The following is a 19,567-nucleotide window of genomic DNA, read 5'->3' on the forward strand; positions in this document are numbered from 1 at the left end:
CAGCTCTCTTTTTTAATATCCCCTTTTTGTCTATTTCGTTAAATGGGTACCAATTGTATTAAAAACAGTTCAATTCAAAGCGTAAATTGAGCGTGAAGGTATAAACTAACCTAAACGATTATTTATAATAATACCAATTGCATTAAATAAGTGATCTCAATTTTGCGCAGGAAAAATGGCGTAGTTCAAGGCGTAGTTTAAACCTTTCGACGATTAACTTCGTTAATAGTCTGACGGAGAATTTACTAAAAAATGTTAATTCTTAAATAGTCGTTCTATTTGCGAAAATTACAACAAAGGAGTCAGTTATTTTAACAAGTAAAATGAATCAGTTGCTTAGTGTGATTGGTATAAGCCTTTTGAGGGAGTGATATAAACCTATTATTTAGTATGATAGCTTTCAGGTTTAAGTGATATACATCACTTTTATTAGTATTAACAATTAGTCTAGTTTCAGGAGAGCACTTTGAATAAAGGACAAGAGCAACTACCAAGAAAACTGTGGTTACTTTGGTATCAAGGACTTGAAGATGCACCTTACTTGGTCAAAAAATGTATCGACTCTTGGATTAAAAAAATCCAAACTGGGAAGTCGTTGTTTTAGATGCAAACAATATAAGTCTCTACGTTACATTAGATATCCCAGATAAAATATTAAACAAGCTATCCCTAGCACATCAATCAGACCTATTACGTTTAAAGCTACTCTCTCAATACGGTGGCGTTTGGACTGACAGCACCACTTTTTGTAATAAACCTTTAGATGAATGGGTAGATACCTACTCGCAGTCTGGTTTTTTTGTTTATGAACGCCCAGGTCCAGATAGACTGATATCCAGTTGGTTTATGACCTCCCAAAAAGGTGCACCAATCCCAGCTAAACTGTATGCATTAATGAAGCAGTATTGGATTGAAAACGATTTTAATCCCCCAGTGAAAAACAAATAAAAATCACAGGAAAATTATCAAAAATACTCAATAAAAATACGCAACGAACTAAATATTGGTTCAACCCAATAGTAACGAAATTACTGGGTATTACCCCTTATTTTTCATTTCATTATAAATTTGAAAGGCTAGTCGCACAGGATAGCGTAGCAAAAGAGGTTTGGGAAAAGACCTTAAAAATCAGCGCTGATGAGCCACATTTAGTTCAAAGAGCAGGATTTTTCTCGACTCCCACAGCATTGGTCAAACAAACACTTAAAGAGGCTGATACTCCTATATATAAGCTAACTTGGAAATATGACCATGATAACTATGCACCGAATACATTGCTTTATCATATTTTAGAAGAGTGTGAATAAGGGAAAGGTAAAATGAATGAGCCCCAATCATAAGTATATGATTGGGGCTCATTTTAAAGCTTATAAATCGTAAAAATTGATTATAAAGCGTTAGCTGTTTCTACAACGTTCTTAACAGTGAAACCAAACATTTCAAACAGTTGATCTGCTGGTGCAGACTCACCAAAAGTAGTCATACCAATAACTTTGCCGTTTAAACCAACGTACTTGCACCAGTAATCCGCAATGCCCGCTTCAATAGCAACACGTTTAGTCACTGCAGACGGTAATACTGATTCTTTGTATTCCGCTGATTGTAATTCAAATTGCTCAGTACAAGGAATTGATACCACACGTACCGCTTTACCTTGCGCTGTTAATTCAGCTGCCGCTTGCATCGCTAACTCTACTTCTGAGCCTGTTGCGATTAAGATAATCTCTGCAGGGGTTTCAGAATCAAGTAACACATAACCGCCCTTCGCTACGTCAGCTAATTGCTGTGCATCACGCGCTTGTGGTTTCAAGTTTTGACGACTAAAGATAAGTGAAGTTGGCGCATCCACTGATTCAATGGCAAACTTCCAAGCAACAGCTGATTCAACACTGTCACATGGACGCCATGTGTTCATGTTTGGTGTTAAACGTAAGCTGGCAATTTGCTCTACTGGTTGGTGTGTTGGACCATCTTCGCCTAAACCAATTGAGTCATGCGTAAATACTTGAATCGCACGTTGCTTCATCAATGCAGACATACGCAGTGCGTTACGTGCATATTCCATGAACATTAAGAAAGTAGCGCCGTAAGGGACAAAGCCTTTATGTAACGCAATACCGTTAATGATAGCGGCCATTGCAAACTCACGAACACCGTAGTGCAAGTAATTACCTGAAGCATCATCAGCGGTAATCGCTTTAGTACCAGACCACATAGTGAGGTTAGATGGTGCTAAATCTGCTGAGCCACCGAGTAGTTCTGGTAACATTGCGCCGTAAGCTTCGATACAGTTTTGTGAGGCTTTACGTGTTGCAATATTTGCTTGGTTTGCTTGTAAGTCAGCAATGTAAGCTGAAGATTTTGCTTCCCATTCTGCAGGTAGTTCGTTATTAACACGACGTTTGTATTCTGCTGCTAATTCAGGGTAAGCCGCTGCATACGCTGCGAATTTCTCATCCCAAGATTGCTCTGCTGCTTGACCTTGTGTTTTGTTATCCCAACCTGCATAAACGTCAGCAGGGATTTCAAATGGACCGTGCTCCCAACCTAGCGCTTTGCGTGTTGCTGCGATTTCATCGTGACCTAATGGTGCACCGTGACAATCGTGTGTACCTTGCTTAGCCGGAGAGCCAAAACCGATAATGGTTTTACAACAGATAATCGTTGGTTTAGTGGTTTCTGCTTTAGCAGAAATAATCGCCGCTTTAATTGCTTCTGCATTGTGGCCGTCTACTGACAGTACTTGCCAACCGTAAGATTCAAAACGTTTAGGCGTATCATCAGTGAACCAACCTTCTACTTCACCATCGATTGAGATGCCGTTGTCATCCCAGAATGCAATTAGTTTACCTAAACCTAATGTGCCCGCTAAAGAACAAGCTTCATGCGAGATACCTTCCATTAAACAACCATCGCCTAAGAAAGCATAGGTGTTGTGGTCAACAATCTCGTGGCCTTCTTTATTGAATTGCGCTGCCAATGATTTTTCAGCAATCGCCATGCCCACGGCATTGGTAATACCTTGGCCTAATGGGCCAGTAGTAGTTTCGATACCAGGTGCGTAACCATACTCAGGGTGGCCCGGTGTTTTTGAGTGCAGTTGACGGAAGTTTTTAAGGTCGTCAATTGAAAGGTCATAACCTGTTAAATGCAATAGAGAATAGATAAGCATTGAACCATGACCGTTAGATAGAATAAAGCGGTCGCGGTCAGCCCAATCTGGGTTAGTTGGGTTGTGCTTTAGGAAGTCAGTCCATAGCACTTGTGCAATATCAGCCATCCCCATTGGTGCGCCAGGGTGACCTGAATTGGCTTGTTGAACTGCATCCATACTAAGGGCACGAATGGCATTAGCTAACTCTTGACGAGAAGGCATCTGTTTCTCCTGATTACATTTAGATTTAATAAAGAATATGTGCGGATATATCTGGTGCGGATTATCACAAATACGTGGTACGGGGGCAAACAATAATTTACAAATTGATCACATAATTGGAGAAAATAAAGTTTAACTGGAGAATCGCATAGAAAATGCAAAAATGAAGCTCAATAATATGAAATAAAATAATTAAGGGTATATTAAATACCCTTAATAAAACGCCATGAACTAGCTTTGTTGTTCAGCGTAGCCCGTATTTTTGTTTGGACCAAAAACAAAAATAATTCCCTGATCCAATAAGATTTGTGTGGTTTTATCAAAAAAGGTAATCGCTTGATCCGTTGGCATATGCTTAAGAATTAACTCTATCGCAATATCAAATCCTTTCGCATCGGGTAATGCTTTTAGTAACTCACCCGACTCAATAAAATACAAATAAGTATTAATTTTTTCCTGTAAGGTAAAAAGATGCACATCATCATGGTCCCATACTAACGGGTCGATAATACTCAAAAATACGCGTTTCGCTTCTTTTTCCATACCAATAGCATCAATGCTATCTGTTTCAACTACGCTCATTGCTGTTCCTAACGTTCTTTATCAATTCGAGGGGGAAGAATAAATTCCATTTAAGTAAGAGGGTATAATTCGCGCCACATCGCCATTCCACCTTCAACGCTATAAGTGTCTTTATAACCTTGGTCAGCTAAATATTGAGCAACACCTTTACTACTATTCCCATGATAACAAACGACAAAAACAGGCGTATCAAACTGCACTTTTTCAAAAAACGCTTTCAGTGTTTCGTTATTTAAATTAAAAGCACCTTCTGCATGATCAGCAGCATAAGACTGCGCATCACGCGTATCCACAAGAACAGCCTCTTCATTCTCTAAACGTTGTTTGGTTTCAGCTATTTCTATTAGCTTAAATGTGGACATTTTTTGTTCCTTTATTAATTAAACATTTATCAATGCAAAGGTAGGTAATTATTTTATCGTATAAAAATATATACCGAGGATTTTTATGTTATTACAAGGTGACGGCTAATACAAAAAGATATCATTGTTATTACAAAACAGTCTCTATCAACTATAATAAACAATAACATAAAGGCAACGACAAAGAATTGCTACATAATGGATAAAAATAAACACTAACCCCAAAAGGGTATCATTTTCGAAGTTTAATAAATAACATAGAATATGTTGACTATAATATTACTGAAACTTTCGAGTTCTTAAGTAAAAATACAATAATGGACGATATTTTGATATTAGCACTTCAATATCAAACATGGATACGAATACAGTTTAATTTACAGGTACCTCTTTAATGAAATTTATAATAATAAGTGCAGTCTACAATATGGCTGATGAACTAAAAGCCAACATAGAGATACTTAAGCAACAAGACTATACAAATTTTGAGGTTTATTTTGGAGATGACCTTTCTACCGACAATAGTTGCCAAGTTATTGAAGAAAATATAAAAGATGACAAACGATTCCACCTTATTAAACACCAAAATAAACTGTTTTCTATGGGTAATATCTGTACTTGTATAAAAGCCGCTAATCCAGAAGATGAAGATGTGATAGTACTGGTCGATGGTGATGACAAACTTTCTTCCACCGATGTATTAAGTTATCTAAAAGAAGTCTACACAAAGCAGCAATGTTTAATGACTTATGGCTCATACCAATCAAATGGAATTAAAGATAAAAATTGCAAAGGTTACCCTAAATTTGTAGCACGTTTTAATTTATTCCGTTACTTTAAATGGCGAGCCTCTCATTTAAAAACCTTTAAATACAAGCTATGGAATAAAATTAACAGAGGTGATTTAACCATAACAAAAGCCGAATACAATAAAACAATACGACGCGCTCTACTAAGAGGGAAAATTAAGACTTGGCTAAACTTTAAAAAAGTAAAGTATGAGGATATTGTCACTTGCTGTCATGCATACGTAAGAAGATGTGATGATAAAACATTCACATTACCGATGCTAGAAATGGCTGGTGAACGCAGCATTTATATTGAACGAGTATTATATGATTATGCTCGCCAAGGTGCACATGATTTTGGCAATAGCGATAAAAAGTGGGCTCAACGCTTTATTCGATGCAGCGCCTTCAGTAAACCTAAATACTCAAAGGTAAACTTTGATAAGTAACCCTCACTTCTTAGTTATAACTGAGTAAAGCAAATTGGAAAGGGCAACCTCGCCAATTTGCTTAATAATTTTGGCCAGTAAAGTAGTCCTGTTATTTGACCTAGGTACTAGCAATAGTCTAACTAAGGATAGCAATTATGCCAATAAGTCACGATAAATAGCCAAGGTGTCATCAACACCTTGCTCAACATTAAATTTATTCACTGCTCTTTCTTTGGCATTTTTACCGTAAAGTGCACATAACGCTCTATCATTATATAACTTCATAATGGCATCAGCTAACTCTTGCGGTTTAGATGGCGGAACAACAATGCCTGAATGGCCATCTTTCACTAACTCGGCATTACCACCTGTATCAGATACAATGGCTGGGACTCCATAGGAGTTAGCTTCTAATACAGCACGACATAAGCCTTCTCGTTTGGTTGTTGGTAATACCGTTAAATCAGAAGCTGCAGCAACTTCTGGCGCATCAGTTCGATAACCTAGCGCATGTACTCGACCAACACGCCCACTTGACTCAATTAACGCCTGTATTTTTTCTGATGAAGGATCCGCCCCGACTAATAAAACATCCAGATTTGTATCCTTAGGCAATAAAGATAACGCTTCCATTAAAACAGGTAAGCCTTTACGCGGTCTTAAATTAGCAACTAGAGAAATAATAAAACTGTCTTCAGGTAGTTTTAATCCAGACAGATCAGCCTTTGGATTTTGATACCAGCTACTATCATGACCTTTATAAACGGTCACCGCTTTATCTTTATGTCGACCTAAGTGCGTTTTAAGCTCTAACTCAACCGCTTTAGCAACACAAATAATCTTATCTAAACGAGGATGGAGTAATGTTAAATAACTGGCAGGATCTAATCGACTCATGTTACCCGTCTGCCCTCTGTAAGCAATTGCTTTGACATTCGTACCGATAGCTGCCATTGCACCATTACAACAAGCAATATTGTTGAATAAATGCAAAATGTTAATATCACGGTCTTTTATCAATTGTCTTATGGTTTTTATCGTTGTTAATGAAAACTTCTTATTCAGCTTATCAGTGAACACTTCTATGCCATGCGACTCAAATAAAGCAATAAGTGGTGAGTTAGGATTACATAAAGCAACCACTTTCACTTTACCCGTTTTATGCAACCCAATAATTTGAGAAGCCTCAGGGCGAATAGGGTTAATATTTTCACGAGAGTGATGTGTCACTGCTAAAACATTGATCATGTAAATTATAAATCCAAAAATAATTAATTGAGATGAAAACAGCCTCTTTGGCTTAATTAAGGAGCAATAAAGAGTACGAATATAAAAATTGCTAAATAATGTTAATCTACTAGTTAAAATTAAGAAGTAACTACTTACTATTTAGCTAATTATAATTAGTTATCAAAAACATAAACAATATCTATCTAATTTTAATGGTATCTTACCTTATAAAGCCAATTAAATGAGATAAATCCCCTAAAGATTTGACTTAACTAGCGTTCTAATACTTCCAATAGCTTAAATTCTTTCTAATTTTAAAGTTTCTTATTAAATTGATCGGCTTTTTGTCTACCCAATGACTATCTATCATCTCTTCTACTGCCTTCACAACTCTCTGTGATGACTTACCATCTAAATAAGGAGTTACTGACGGGCCATAGTTTTTAATACTTTCCAAAAGTTCAGCTGAAGGGGATAAAGCTTGAATAATAGCTCCTTGTAGCGCCTCGCTTTCTGTTATATCAATAAAACAATCCAACGGCGCTCTATTATTAACGGTTACCACAGGTTTATTTAACAGTAAAAACTCCTGAAAAATTGAAGAATTATCGCAAATCATTAGGTCAGCTCTATGGAGTCCCTCAATCACCCTATTGTTTTCAAGAAAGAGTAAATGTTCACTTTCTAAAGCCTTGTATTTTTCAACGGTTGAAGCTGGCATTTTTGGATGTAAAGTGACTAACCATTGCCATTTTCCATTTTGACTTAATCGTTTAATTTCTTCATAAATGAATTCGGCACAAGATAAAGAAGGTGAAAACGTAGAAGCAAACAACACCTGCGGCTTATCAAAACTCTGATTTTTTTTATATTGAAACAAAGTATCGAGCTTCACCCACCCTGTTTCAACAACCTTAAAGTAAGGTTTATTGAGACTTTTTAATGTCCCAGTCCGTTCAGGCCCTTCTGTACAGTAAAGGTCAAACAACCCTCTTTCAGGATATACATTGCCACGCTTACTTTCATTGAGACCATGGAATACTTGGACTTTAATACCAGGAATAAAACGAGGGATCCTATCTCCAGGTGCAAACACTGCATTAGGTTGATAACTAATGGCTTGCTCGATGGAAACTTTCTCTTCGCCAGCTTGTAAGTACTGTTCAGAAACTTCTGCTCCAACCACTAACCACTTAACTTGATAACCTCGTCGAAGCGCTTCTTTTTGTATCGGACGAAGAATATCGAAGGAGTAGTTTTGCTCTACATAAAAAAGAAATTTTAAGGGTTTTCTTTCTATATTTGATGGTGATGCATGCATTGATTTACCCTACATTTTGAACTAAAAACAAAGAATAGTAGTGTACACTACATCTTTTTGGCAAACAGTGAATAATTGATCATATGCTTATACGTTTAACTTACCGACTTTTATTAATATTGGTGGCCCCAGTTTTTTTAATTGGTCTATATAAATCTAAACCCAATAAGCCTAAATTTGGGCAACGCTGGAAAGAGCATTTTGGCATAACGCCAGCTATTCAAAAGCCATTTAACAACCCTATTTGGGTTCATGCAGTCTCTGTTGGTGAAGTCGTCGCTATTACTCCTTTGATTAAAGCACTTAAGCAACAAACTTCTTCTCTTAATATAATTCTGACTACAACCACCAGCACCGGTGCCGATGAAGCCAAAAAGTTAGGTGATTTAATTGAGCACCGTTACATGCCTTTAGACTTCCCTTTTGCTATTAAAAGCTTTATCAACCGTATGCAGCCGAAAGCATTATTTATCATGGAAACTGAGCTTTGGCCTAATACATTATATTACTGTCAAAAAATGAATATCCCTGTGACCGTTATTAATGCTCGATTATCAGAAAGATCGGCTGTACGTTACAAAAAGTTTCCTTTCATATTTAACCTGTTACTAAGCAATATAAACTTTGTGCTGGCGCAAACTCAACAAGATGCACAACGTTTTATTAACCTTGGTCTTTCAAAGCAACAGATACAATTAACAGGCTCAATTAAATTCGACATTAAAGCGACTCACGCACAATTAGATGCAGCACGGAATTTAAGGTCAACCCTAGGAAATACGCGACCTATATGGATTGCTGCAAGTACACATAAAGGTGAAGATGAACAGATTATCGCAGCCCACCAGCAAGTGTTAACCAACACCCCAGAGGCGTTATTGATTATTGTGCCACGTCACCCAGAACGCTTCCGTTCAGTGGAAAAGTTAATTACTCATAGTGGGTTGTCAGTCATTTCACGCAGTAGCGAGCAGCCCGTTACAACACATACTCAAGTCTACTTAGGTGACTCAATGGGGGAAATGATGACGTTGTTAGGCGCAGCGGATATATGCTTTATCGCTGGAAGCTTAATTGGCGATAAAGTCGGCGGTCATAATTTACTGGAAGCAGCGGCCCTCAAAAAGCCTATTTTGAATGGCCCTAGTTACTTTAATTTTAAAGAGATCACCGAACAGTTAACAGCGCTAGGCGCCTGCACTATTTGCCAAGACGCAGAAGAGATTGCTCATACTGTAAAGGAGTTGTTTGAGAATAAGCAGATGCAAGAGCAGCAAGGACAGCTAGCCCTCGATTTTGTAGAAAACAATCAAGGGGCACTCAATATAACCAGTAAAGCAATACAAAATATTATTGATGATAAGCTTTAATTAAGCATTCCCAGTCTTTAATACCCCACTTAATTTGGCGCTTATTAACTTCTTTGTTGAAAGATCGTAATAAGCGTTTCAAGTTCCCTTCTTTCCATTCTTCGCCACTTTCTTCATAGCACTTATCAAAATCGATAATCCAAGCATTACCTTGTGTATCTAATAAAATATTATGGATGTTCAAGTCTGTGTGATTAACCTGTGCTTGATGCATTTTTTTGATTTGCAATGCAATAGCTTGGTACTCAACGTCATTGAGTTGACGTTGCTGTAAAATACTCACCAGATCTTGTGCATTTGGGATTTTTTCAGACAGTAAGTCAGCTTGATAAGTCATGCCTTTTTTAACCACTCTAGCAGCGATCGGTGTGGGTACATTTACATCAAGGTCTTTTAAAGTTTTAAGTAAATGAAACTCTGCAACCGAACGTGTATCTTGCCAACCAGTAAAAAAATAATGGTCTGAAATAATCTTGCCAAACAAACCGCCGCGTCGATAATGACGAAGCGCTGCTTGTATTGTCTTTAACTGAACAAACCATGTTGTGCCACGCCCTGTTGCTGAGCCAGTGACTTTATCTTTGTGTTGCCAGTATTGAGCATCAAAACAACGTTCAATATCATCGCTAATTAAGCTATCATCAAACACTATATACAGGTTATTTTGCTCAATCGTTTTCAACATGACTTATTCCATTTACTTTAAAGATAAGATATTAACATGCCTCTATTTACATCTGCACCAAAATCTATTTGCTTACTACGCCTTTCTGCAATTGGGGATGTATGCCATGCAGTGGCGATGGTGCAAGCTATTCAAAAACAATGGCCAACGACCAAAATCACCTGGATTATGGGGAAAATTGAAGCGCAGTTATTAAATGACTTGCCCAATGTTGAAGTAATTGTTTTCGATAAAAAAACGGGTTATCAAGGAATGAAAGCAATTTGGAAGCAGCTTTCTGGTAGAAAATTTGATGCGCTATTACATATGCAGCTCGCATTAAGAGCCAGCGCATTAACCATTGGAATAAAAGCAAAATACAAAGTAGGGTTTAACCGAAAACGTGCTAAAGAGGGACAATGGCTATTCACCAATAAAAAAATCCCGGATACCGCGTCCCAACATGTATTAGATAGTTTCTTTGAATTCGCTTATTACCTTGGCATTGAGAAAACCACACCAACATGGCACATTCCACTCAGCGAGTCAGATATCAACTTCGCACAGAGCATTAGTCCATCAGGCAAACCACTCTTTGTTATTAGCCCAGCTGCAAGTAAAGATGAACGTAATTGGTTAACAGAGCGCTATGCAGCTATTGCAGATTACGCCATAGAGAAAGGTTTTGAAGTTGCTCTATGTGGTTCTCCTGCCCCCAGAGAAATCACTTTAGGTGAGAACATTCAAAAATTGATGCGACAACCAGTGATCAACCTTATTGGCAAAACGTCATTAAAGCAACTCACGGCAACATTAAAGGAAGCACGAATAGTATTAGCCCCAGATTCAGGTCCAGCACATATAGCAACGACACAAGGCACACCAGTCATTGGCTTATATGGTCACAGTAATCCACTCAGAACAGGTCCTTACTTAAGCCTGGATAATGTTGTCAGCGTGTATGAAAAGCATGTTGAATTACAACACAAAAAACCAATCTCAGAATTACCTTGGAGTGCAAGAGCTAAAGGTGCTCATATTATGAAAGACATTGAACTCCAAAGTTTAAAATATAAAATTAATAAACTATTAAACTAAAAACAGATGAACTCAACATTTATTAAAGATAAAACTATGAAAAATAAAAATCTCAAAGAATATCTAGAACTCAAAAATCTTATAAAAGAAAGACATTATAAAGACTACCCTTTAAATAAAGTTGTTGGTAGTTATCTGGGTATGATGGTTTGGAAGCCTTCGTTAAAGCTATATATTGATTATTTATTTTTAAACCCTAATAATATTAAGCTGTCAGACTCAGAAAATATTATTTATACATACTCTACAAAAAGAGAGAGCTATATAGACTTAATTAAAGCCTACTTCCCCAGCGCACTCCCTCAATATGTAAGAATCAAAAACAGTACAAAAGGAAAGGTTTTGGGTTTTATCCCATCTTTCCTATCTATAGTAAAAGGGTTTCAATTTACCAAAGAAATAGAATGTTCATTTTCACAACGACTAAAACTAGCGACCGTATTCTCAATATCTTTCAAAATAATTGATCAACTTGAAAAAAGGAAGTCAAATGTCAGAAGTACATAGCATTTAACAGTTCCTATCTAGTCGAATCGTTCATATCATATTATTTTAGAAAAAGAGGAATTAAAACTTATAGCCTTCAACATGGTATGTACTTCAACTATATAAATGATACCCCATACGATGTAATAAATTACGAAAATGTATGCTCTGATTATTTATTATTATGGGGAAATTATTCGAAAAATGAAATAAGCAAATTAATTCCAAACTCTTCAAACTATATAGTTTTTGGTTATCCTAAAAGCAAATTCCCAATACTTTCAAAACAAATAAAGTCTGAACGTATATTTGTAATCTTACCTAGAGATATTTATTTAGATGACTCAATTAAACTATTAAACTTCTTAAAGGATTATAAAATACAGTTTACTATCCGCCCACACCCATCTATATCCACGAAAATAAATGATATAATTAAATCAAATGATAACTTCATAATTGATTCGGCTATGCTTTTATCAGAAAGTCTCAATAAACATAAATATAGAGCAATTATCAGTTTTAATTCCACAGCCATATTCGAAGCAGCCTTATATGAACAAAACGTTTATTTATTCAAAACAAATAAGAATGAGTTTAAAAACCCTGGCTTTAATGAGCTTACACTTGAATCAGATTTAATAATAGAACTAGGAAAAGGTAAATTAATTCAAAAAGACAGTTTCTTTTCAGAAAAAATTAACCTCGAAAAAGACAAATAATTTAAATACGTACTCTAAATTTTGAATAAAAATTAGAGCACGTACTTTAAAATATTAGATATTACTAACATTGCTAAGAAAATGTATTTTTTAAGTATTCTATAATTTTATCAACATCAGCAGGTACATCAACGGCTAAAGAGCCGCTTTCAACTTCAACCATATCAACCTGTATGTCTGACTCCAAAAAGCGAAGAATCTCAATATCTTCAATTTCTTCTAATGGCGTCTTCTCGTTATGTGATGTGAAAAATGACAAATGCTCTCGACTGAATGCATATACACAGACTTGTTTATAAGCATTTACATAATCGCCCCTTTAGTTAAAGGAACTGTAGAGCGACTCATATATAAAAGCTTCCCGCCTTTACTGGTCACTACTTTAGGAACCGTTAACGAACGAAATTCATCTTCTGATGTAATGGCACAATAAGCATTTGTAACATTCCCAGTCTTTTTAAATAATTCGATAATCTTGGTAATATTGCTAGGCTCTATAACAGGCTCATCGCCTTGCACATTAATTAAAAAATCACAATCTAACTTCAAATTAGCTTCTGCTAATCTATCAGTACCTGTTAAGCAATCCGATGACGTCATGACAACTTGACCACCAAACCCTTCAACACAATCAGCAATTTTTTTACTATCTGTAGCTACATATACATCTGTAGCACTGACAGCCATACAACATCTTTCCCAAACATGCTGAATCATTGGTTTACCACAAATATCAACCAAAGGCTTTCCAGGAAAACGACTAGACTGAAACCTAGCCGGAATAACAACTGCATATTTCATATTATTTTCCATTTAATTCATCCCATGACTCAATAGTTACAGATTGATTTTTTTCACAAAGAGTAAGCAATTTCTCTTTAACGTTAGAAAAAGGTAAATACCCTATAAAATCAATATGATTAAGCTCCGCACCTTCATAGTCAGAAATAGCATCTCCAAACATGACGCCTGTTACCGAATTATGTTTATTAAGTATTTCTTTTATTAAGTCAGATTTTTTAGTGGGCGAGCCAAAAATACCATCAAAATAAGTGTCTAAGCCCCGCTCTTTAAAAACATCTCTTAACTCTTGTTGCTCAGAGCCACTCGCAATATATTTATGACCTTGTAAACTCGATACAAAGTTTAATACCTTAGGGGTTAAATCAGCAGACAAATAAAGTGCCTTACACTGGCTTGAATACCCTTTTAGAACAGCTGTTTTTATCGGTTCTTTCTCACTTTCTTTTAAACCTAAAAATTCGTTTACAAACACATCAACATGGTGAAAACGTGAGCGACCAAAGTTATCTCGAAAGTAATCAACGCAAATAGTTACCTTCTCTATATCCGAAATAAGAGGGAGTAACGCATTATGCATTGCATCAATCTTTAATTGATTAGAGTCTAAAATTACTCCGTCACAATCAAAGATATACACATCGTAATTAGCAATGTGGGGCATAAACAGAGCCTTTCGTTAACGGGTAAGTTGTTGGGGTTAAAGAAACAATATTACTGCTACGTTTATCTTGGCTATATAACTCAAAAATTTTAACCATCTCTTGTTGACGTAAATCATTGATATCATATCCATCAAAACCGATGGTATTAACTGATAACGGTTTAGATTCTAACAGCATAGCTAATACATATGCAGCAGTAATGTCAGAAGGGATAACACAATGAGTTGTGTTTGACGTTAGTACATCCGATTGAATATCTAACCCATAATCTAGCTTCTGAACATCAGCAATAAGACCCAACTCTTCTGTTGTAAAGCGATGCGCTGGAAAAATAATAGGCTTATTTAACGATTTATACTCATTGGCATCAGATAAAAACTTAGCGTTATGCGAAATAACATAATAATCAATCAATTCTGCTGGAATTGCATTAGAGATGTTAATAGAGATAACAACGGGTTTATATTGTTGTATATATAATAAAATAGCGTTTAAATATTTTTGTGTCGTCGGTGCATTAGTAATAATTAAAACATTTTTATCATCAAACAAACCACACACTGCATCAGTTCCAGATAATTTAGCAGCTTCATTAGTGTTAAATGATAAAGCAGTATTTAATACAGCACCATTATATGAAGTAGTTCCGTCTAATTTACTAAGGTAATCTATCGCGCCAACGATTTCATCCGTGCCATAATGGCTGTTTGATAATAAGTTTTGAATATAAGTTGGATGCACATCATTTTGAGCCCCTAGAAAGTACAGTAAATTACTTCCCCAACCATAATGTTTTTGCATTGATTCGAAATGGCGTATGACTAACTCATAAATAGGTTTAGATACATATTTACTTTCGCCTTTATCCAAAACAGCCAGTAAGCTTTCTGTTTGAGTATTACCCGCACCACGCCCCATACCGGTAATCGTCGCATCCAACCAACTAACACCTGCATTCTTAGCCGCTAAAGAATTATCTAAGCCTTTAGCCATATTGTTATGAGTATGAATCCCTAAAGGTCCAGTCCATTGAGTGCGCAATGCCGTAACAATTCGCTCAACTTCAGTTCCATCCATATTACCTAGTGAATCGGCAAAATATAATACATCTAAATCTTCCCACTCTTTAGCTTGACGAGCTTTATCTGCAATGACGTCTGCCGGTTTACCACCTGACTGCATTAAGTTATAACCAACGATATAGCCTAATGATTTCAAATGCTGAACGATAGGACCAGAATATTCTACTTCAGGGAAGTGCGCCGCAATACGCACCAAGCTAATTTTACTATCGCTAGCCGGAATAAATAAGGCATCAACAGCATCTTCAACTGATAACTCAGACTCTAAAATTGTTTTTGCATCCACCATCACTCCATAAGTAGGGCCTTCAGGTAAATCTAATGTGTTTAAATGTGCTTCAGTTGTATAGGCATACGCACCTAAAAACTCAGGCTTAGGAAAACTCCTCAACCCTAATTCAACGTAATCAATATTGGCAGCGCTAACAGCTTTTAAATAAGCTTCTACGACCTCTTGCTCAAAATCCCAGTTGTTGTAATAACCACCATCACGTAATGTGCAATCTAATATTTTCATGTAAAACCTTTTGCAAATTGATTTGTATATTTAATAAAGCTAATTTGATATAGTTAATCATTACTTCTATAGTGCTTACCAGAAATAAATGCCTTCACCACATACAAAAAACTAACTTTATATCTTTTTCCTAAACATAATCTTTTTAAAACACTAGTACCCGTTTTTAACAAAAAAAATAGAGATCTACTTAAAGGTATATAATACCTCAATTTTAAACCCAGTTCGTAACTCCTCTCAATACGTCTAAAACGAACCATCTTTATAGTTTCATTTTCTAACTTAGATAGCGAATGATCAAAACCAGTAATAAGTTTTACGCTCTTTGCTTGCCCACTTTTGTTCACTCTTAAACAAAAGGTCGTATCAACACCGTATAAATAAAAGCGCTCATCAAACACGCTTTTATAATGTTGCTTTAATGCATTAACAACCTCCCTACCAATCACTAAACCGCTGCCGATAGTCATAATACGACTTTCAGGCTTTATTTCAGTTAAAGAGGAATAGCGTTTTCGATCAATACTAGGGTATTGTACTTTCCCATTACTTGTAATAATGGGTAAAGAAAGATGCTCTGGTTGGCTATTGGCTGAAGCACTAATAAACTCTTCACTTAATTCTGAATCATCATCGAGCAGGATATATTTTTTAGCTGGATTGGCTTTTATGAATCGGTTATATATTACAGCTAATGAATCATTTGAGATGGTTTCGACGACCTCTATTTGGTAGCCTAAATCGATAAGGTCTTGAGAGTTGACAATATTTAACTTTTTAGGGCCATTATTCCATATAACGATTTTAGCCTTTGAATATTGAACTGTCGATTTCATTAAAGAATTCAAAGTACTACTGTCTTTCATTTCTTTATTGTAAAGCAATACCAGAATGGCTGTCTCTAACATGTATTTCTCGGTAATTTGGTTAATGCATATTGCAATAATAGTCTATTATCATTCAATAATAGGCAGTTTCCGTACTATCTATTCTTTTACCTATTTACCAGGTATAAAATTCTATATATTAATTCTTAAACCAAACTCTATGCCCAATTATTTAAAACATTACTTGGTATAAGTTGAACGGTGAAACAAAGAAGAATTTAAACTAAATAAGTATTCCAGTATTACTCGCGATAAAACGATAACACAAAGACGCTATAGTAATGATTTATCAACAATGAGTAAAACAGAAAGGAATTAAGGTGGAGTGATTGCCTCAAATTAACACAATCTAAGGCAATCACTAGTTAAAACAGCGATTTAAAGTTTACTTCCAAGCTTTCCAAGCGTTGATTAAACCATTGGTCGAGCAATCATGGCTTTCTACACAATCATCATTGCTTAATTCTGGTAAGATTTGTCCTGCTAGTTGCTTACCTAGCTCAACTCCCCACTGGTCGAAAGTGAAGATATTCCAGATAACGCCTTGAGTGAAAATCTTTTGCTCGTACATTGCAATCAGTTGTCCTAATGTCTTAGGGGTGATTTTTTTAACCAGGATAGAGTTTGTTGGTTTATTACCTTCAAACACTTTATACGGTACTAAATCAGCGACTTCTTCTGCCGATTTCCCGCCGCTGCAAATTCAGATTCCACTTGCATTTTTGTCTTACCGAAAGCTAAGGCTTCAGTTTGAGCAAAGAAGTTAGATAATAACTTAGGATGATGGTCACCCGCTGGGTTATGACTGACGGCCGGCGCAATAAAGTCACAAGGGATTAACTTAGTACCTTGATGCACTAACTGATAAAAAGCATGTTGTCCGTTAGTACCAGGTTCGCCCCAAATAATAGGCCCTGTTTGGTAATCGACAGGGTCACCGTTACGGTCGGTACATTTACCGTTAGATTCCATATTTCCTTGTTGAAAGTAAGCAGGGAAACGGTGCATATATTGATCATAAGGTAAAATAGCTTCAGACTCCGCGCCATAGAAGTTGTTGTACCAGATACCAATCACTGCCAATAACACTGGAATGTTGTCTTTAAAATCAGTCGTTGCAAAGTGCTGGTCCATTTCATGAGCACCGGCTAACAGCTCTTCGTAATTTTCAAAGCCTACTGTTAAGGCGATAGATAAACCAATCGCAGACCAAATCGAGTAACGTCCGCCAACCCAATCCCAGAACTGGAACATATTGGCAGTATCAATACCAAACTCAGTCACTGCAGCGGCATTTGTAGATAATGCAGCAAAGTGTTTCGCCACAAAGGCTTCATCTTGTGCAAAGTTTAAGAACCAGTCGCGAGCACTATGTGCATTAGTCATGGTTTCTTGTGTAGTAAAGGTTTTAGAAGCGATCAAGAATAAAGTGGTTTCTGGGTCAACCTTAGTTAAGGTTTCAACAATATGTGTACCATCAACGTTAGAGACAAAGTGTGTTTCAATGCCTTCAACTTTATAAGGGCGAAGCGCTTCGGTTACCATATAAGGACCTAAGTCTGAACCTCCAATACCGATATTCACAACATCAGTAATACGCTTACCTGTGTAACCTAGCCACTCACCTGAATGTACTTTTTCACAAAATGCTTTCATTTGAGCAAGCACTTCGTTGATTTTTGGCATTACATCTTCACCGTCAACGAATACTGGCGTATTACTGCGATTACGTAGCGCAGTATGTAATACAGCTCGTTGCTCTGTGATATTAATTTTCTCACCAGAGAACTGTGCCTTAATCGCACTTGATAAATCGACCTCTTCTGCAAGATCCAACAGACTGGCCAAAATCTCTTCTGTGATTAGGTTTTTAGAGAAATCTAATAAAAAGTCTTCATTGAATTGTCGAGAAAAGGTTTCAAAGCGCTGTGCATCTTCTGCAAACAGTTGTGAAATCTGCATCTCTGCATGGTCATCGAATAGCGTTTGTAGTGTTGACCAAGCTTTGGTCTGGGTTGGTTGAATATTTTTCAGCATAAGAGGTTCCCAAGTTTATGATATTAAAGCTTTTGCAGTTATTGCTCATTGACTATAAGTTATCAGAAATAACCACACACTGTTCATTAAATATTGATAAAAAGGCAAAACAATGAGTTACAACAACTAATGTACCTTTAAAATAGGCATACTTAAATAACTCTTGTGAATAATTTAACGCTAAACCGTGTGTGATGGTGTTAATTATTAGCGCTGAATAATAGCCAATAACAGGGTGAGTTTTTGTAAGAAAGCGTAACATTAAAACAAGCAATGTAAGGGTCGACAATAAAGATCCAAATATCCTTTAAAAATTGGTATCATGCGATGATATCCAATTAAGCCAATATATTTATCAAAAGGTAAACAGATAAGATGCAAGAAAACCCAGATAATACTACTCACTTTGGTTTTAAAACCGTTGAAGAGGATAAGAAGGTAGAGCTCGTTGCCGATGTATTTCACTCTGTTGCCGCTAAATATGACATCATGAACGATGTGTTATCCATGGGTATTCATCGCATTTGGAAACGTTTTACGATTGATTGTTCAGGTGTACGCCAAGGTCAAAAAGTATTAGATCTTGCAGGTGGTACAGGCGATCTAACGGCCAAATTTTCACGTATTGTTGGCACAAAAGGCGAAGTGGTTTTAGCTGATATCAATGATTCAATGCTTAAAGTCGGCCGTACTAAGCTGCGCGATATGGGTATCGAAGGCAACGTCAGTTATGTGCAAGCTAATGCTGAAGAACTGCCCTTCCCTGATAACCATTTTGACCTGATCACTATCGCATTTGGTTTACGTAATGTGACAGACAAAGATAAAGCATTAGCCTCTATTTACCGTGTATTAAAGCCAGGCGGTCGTTTATTAGTATTAGAGTTTTCAAAACCAGTGTACACACCGGTTGAGAAGTTCTACGATTTTTACTCATTTAACATTTTACCTAAGCTAGGTAAATTAATCGCTAATGATAGTGAAAGTTACCAATATCTTGCTGAAAGTATTCGTATGCATCCAGACCAAGATACCTTGAAAGAGATGATGAATAATGTCGGCTTTGAAGGCACAGAATACTTTAACCTAAGCGCAGGTATTGTTGCCTTGCATCGCGGTTACAAATACTAAACAGCCTTTTACCACGA

18 protein-coding genes and 2 pseudogenes are annotated in these 19,567 nt (G+C 36.5%); 8 read left to right on the forward strand and 12 right to left on the reverse strand.

Annotated features, from left to right (window positions below):
* The first annotated feature begins 466 nt into the window (after nt 1–466).
* A pseudogene (locus tag ACLKL2_RS07720) lies at nt 467–948 on the forward strand (capsular polysaccharide synthesis protein).
* A gap of 89 nt (nt 949–1,037) precedes the next feature.
* Nucleotides 1,038–1,307, forward strand: coding sequence for a capsular polysaccharide synthesis protein (locus ACLKL2_RS07725; protein ID WP_413694285.1), 270 nt, complete (start codon nt 1,038–1,040; stop codon nt 1,305–1,307).
* A gap of 80 nt (nt 1,308–1,387) precedes the next feature.
* On the opposite strand, the gene tkt is transcribed toward ACLKL2_RS07725, so the two are convergent.
* From tkt to glpE, 3 genes are all read right to left on the reverse strand, one after another.
* Nucleotides 1,388–3,376 (reverse strand): transketolase, encoded by a 1,989-nt coding sequence (gene tkt, locus ACLKL2_RS07730; RefSeq protein WP_413693970.1) that lies wholly within the window; start codon nt 3,374–3,376, stop codon nt 1,388–1,390.
* A 231-nt stretch (nt 3,377–3,607) separates the two neighbouring features.
* The gene (locus ACLKL2_RS07735; RefSeq protein ID WP_333382964.1) at nt 3,608–3,958 is read right to left on the reverse strand and encodes a DUF6572 domain-containing protein; all 351 of its coding nucleotides are present in this window, start codon (nt 3,956–3,958) and stop codon (nt 3,608–3,610) included.
* Nucleotides 3,959–4,008: 50 nt separating this feature from the next.
* Nucleotides 4,009–4,320, reverse strand: a complete 312-nt coding sequence (gene glpE / locus ACLKL2_RS07740; protein ID WP_113819922.1) for a thiosulfate sulfurtransferase GlpE — start codon at nt 4,318–4,320, stop codon at nt 4,009–4,011.
* A 394-nt stretch (nt 4,321–4,714) separates the two neighbouring features.
* Between glpE and ACLKL2_RS07745 the strand changes: the two genes are divergently transcribed.
* Complete coding sequence (locus ACLKL2_RS07745; protein ID WP_413693971.1) at nt 4,715–5,557, forward strand: glycosyltransferase family 2 protein; 843 nt, start codon at nt 4,715–4,717, stop codon at nt 5,555–5,557.
* Between the two features lie 135 nt (nt 5,558–5,692).
* Here ACLKL2_RS07745 and ACLKL2_RS07750 read toward each other — a convergent pair whose 3' ends face one another.
* Complete coding sequence (locus tag ACLKL2_RS07750) at nt 5,693–6,787, reverse strand: glycosyltransferase (RefSeq protein WP_413693972.1); 1,095 nt, start codon at nt 6,785–6,787, stop codon at nt 5,693–5,695.
* Between the two features lie 262 nt (nt 6,788–7,049).
* Complete coding sequence (locus ACLKL2_RS07755) at nt 7,050–8,090, reverse strand: CDP-glycerol glycerophosphotransferase family protein (RefSeq protein ID WP_413693973.1); 1,041 nt, start codon at nt 8,088–8,090, stop codon at nt 7,050–7,052.
* Between the two features lie 83 nt (nt 8,091–8,173).
* Here ACLKL2_RS07755 and waaA point away from each other — a divergent pair, with 83 nt between their 5' ends.
* A complete protein-coding gene (waaA, locus tag ACLKL2_RS07760; protein ID WP_413693974.1) occupies nt 8,174–9,460 on the forward strand; it encodes a lipid IV(A) 3-deoxy-D-manno-octulosonic acid transferase in 1,287 nt (428 codons plus the stop codon).
* Here the strand turns inward: waaA and ACLKL2_RS07765 are convergent.
* Nucleotides 9,441–10,145 carry a 3-deoxy-D-manno-octulosonic acid kinase gene (locus ACLKL2_RS07765; protein ID WP_413693975.1) on the reverse strand — a complete coding sequence of 235 codons (705 nt, stop codon included), beginning with the start codon at nt 10,143–10,145 and terminating at the stop codon, nt 9,441–9,443. The genes waaA and ACLKL2_RS07765 overlap by 20 nt on opposite strands.
* A 36-nt stretch (nt 10,146–10,181) precedes the next feature.
* On the opposite strand from ACLKL2_RS07765, the gene ACLKL2_RS07770 reads away from it, so the two are divergent.
* From ACLKL2_RS07770 to ACLKL2_RS07780, 3 genes are all read left to right on the forward strand, one after another.
* Nucleotides 10,182–11,222, forward strand: a complete 1,041-nt coding sequence (locus ACLKL2_RS07770; RefSeq protein WP_413693976.1) for a glycosyltransferase family 9 protein — start codon at nt 10,182–10,184, stop codon at nt 11,220–11,222.
* Between the two features lie 36 nt (nt 11,223–11,258).
* Nucleotides 11,259–11,729 carry a hypothetical protein gene (locus ACLKL2_RS07775; RefSeq protein WP_413693977.1) on the forward strand — a complete coding sequence of 157 codons (471 nt, stop codon included), beginning with the start codon at nt 11,259–11,261 and terminating at the stop codon, nt 11,727–11,729.
* A gap of 86 nt (nt 11,730–11,815) precedes the next feature.
* Nucleotides 11,816–12,430, forward strand: coding sequence for a hypothetical protein (locus tag ACLKL2_RS07780; protein WP_413693978.1), 615 nt, complete (start codon nt 11,816–11,818; stop codon nt 12,428–12,430).
* A gap of 73 nt (nt 12,431–12,503) precedes the next feature.
* Here ACLKL2_RS07780 and ACLKL2_RS07785 read toward each other — a convergent pair whose 3' ends face one another.
* The 6 genes and pseudogenes from ACLKL2_RS07785 to pgi form a co-directional block, all read right to left on the reverse strand.
* On the reverse strand, nt 12,504–12,689 hold the full coding sequence (locus tag ACLKL2_RS07785; RefSeq protein ID WP_413693979.1) for a hypothetical protein: 186 nt from the start codon (nt 12,687–12,689) through the stop codon (nt 12,504–12,506).
* A gap of 44 nt (nt 12,690–12,733) precedes the next feature.
* Nucleotides 12,734–13,243 (reverse strand): 3-deoxy-manno-octulosonate cytidylyltransferase, encoded by a 510-nt coding sequence (locus ACLKL2_RS07790; RefSeq protein WP_413693980.1) that lies wholly within the window; start codon nt 13,241–13,243, stop codon nt 12,734–12,736.
* Nucleotides 13,233–13,895, reverse strand: coding sequence for an HAD family hydrolase (locus ACLKL2_RS07795; protein WP_413693981.1), 663 nt, complete (start codon nt 13,893–13,895; stop codon nt 13,233–13,235). Before ACLKL2_RS07795 ends, ACLKL2_RS07790 begins: the two co-directional genes overlap by 11 nt.
* A complete protein-coding gene (locus ACLKL2_RS07800; RefSeq protein ID WP_413693982.1) occupies nt 13,879–15,495 on the reverse strand; it encodes an aldolase catalytic domain-containing protein in 1,617 nt (538 codons plus the stop codon). The genes ACLKL2_RS07795 and ACLKL2_RS07800 overlap by 17 nt, the downstream gene beginning before the upstream one ends.
* A 53-nt stretch (nt 15,496–15,548) precedes the next feature.
* On the reverse strand, nt 15,549–16,403 hold the full coding sequence (locus ACLKL2_RS07805) for a hypothetical protein (protein ID WP_413693983.1): 855 nt from the start codon (nt 16,401–16,403) through the stop codon (nt 15,549–15,551).
* A gap of 364 nt (nt 16,404–16,767) precedes the next feature.
* Nucleotides 16,768–18,419 (reverse strand): annotated as a pseudogene (gene pgi / locus ACLKL2_RS07810) (glucose-6-phosphate isomerase).
* A 375-nt stretch (nt 18,420–18,794) separates the two neighbouring features.
* On the opposite strand from pgi, the gene ubiE reads away from it, so the two are divergent.
* The gene (gene ubiE / locus ACLKL2_RS07815; RefSeq protein ID WP_113817389.1) at nt 18,795–19,550 is read left to right on the forward strand and encodes a bifunctional demethylmenaquinone methyltransferase/2-methoxy-6-polyprenyl-1,4-benzoquinol methylase UbiE; all 756 of its coding nucleotides are present in this window, start codon (nt 18,795–18,797) and stop codon (nt 19,548–19,550) included.
* Nucleotides 19,551–19,567: the final 17 nt, after the last annotated feature.

Origin of the sequence: Psychromonas sp. KJ10-2 (assembly GCF_047323255.1) — a bacterium.
Classification (GTDB): Bacteria; Pseudomonadota; Gammaproteobacteria; order Enterobacterales; family Psychromonadaceae; genus Psychromonas.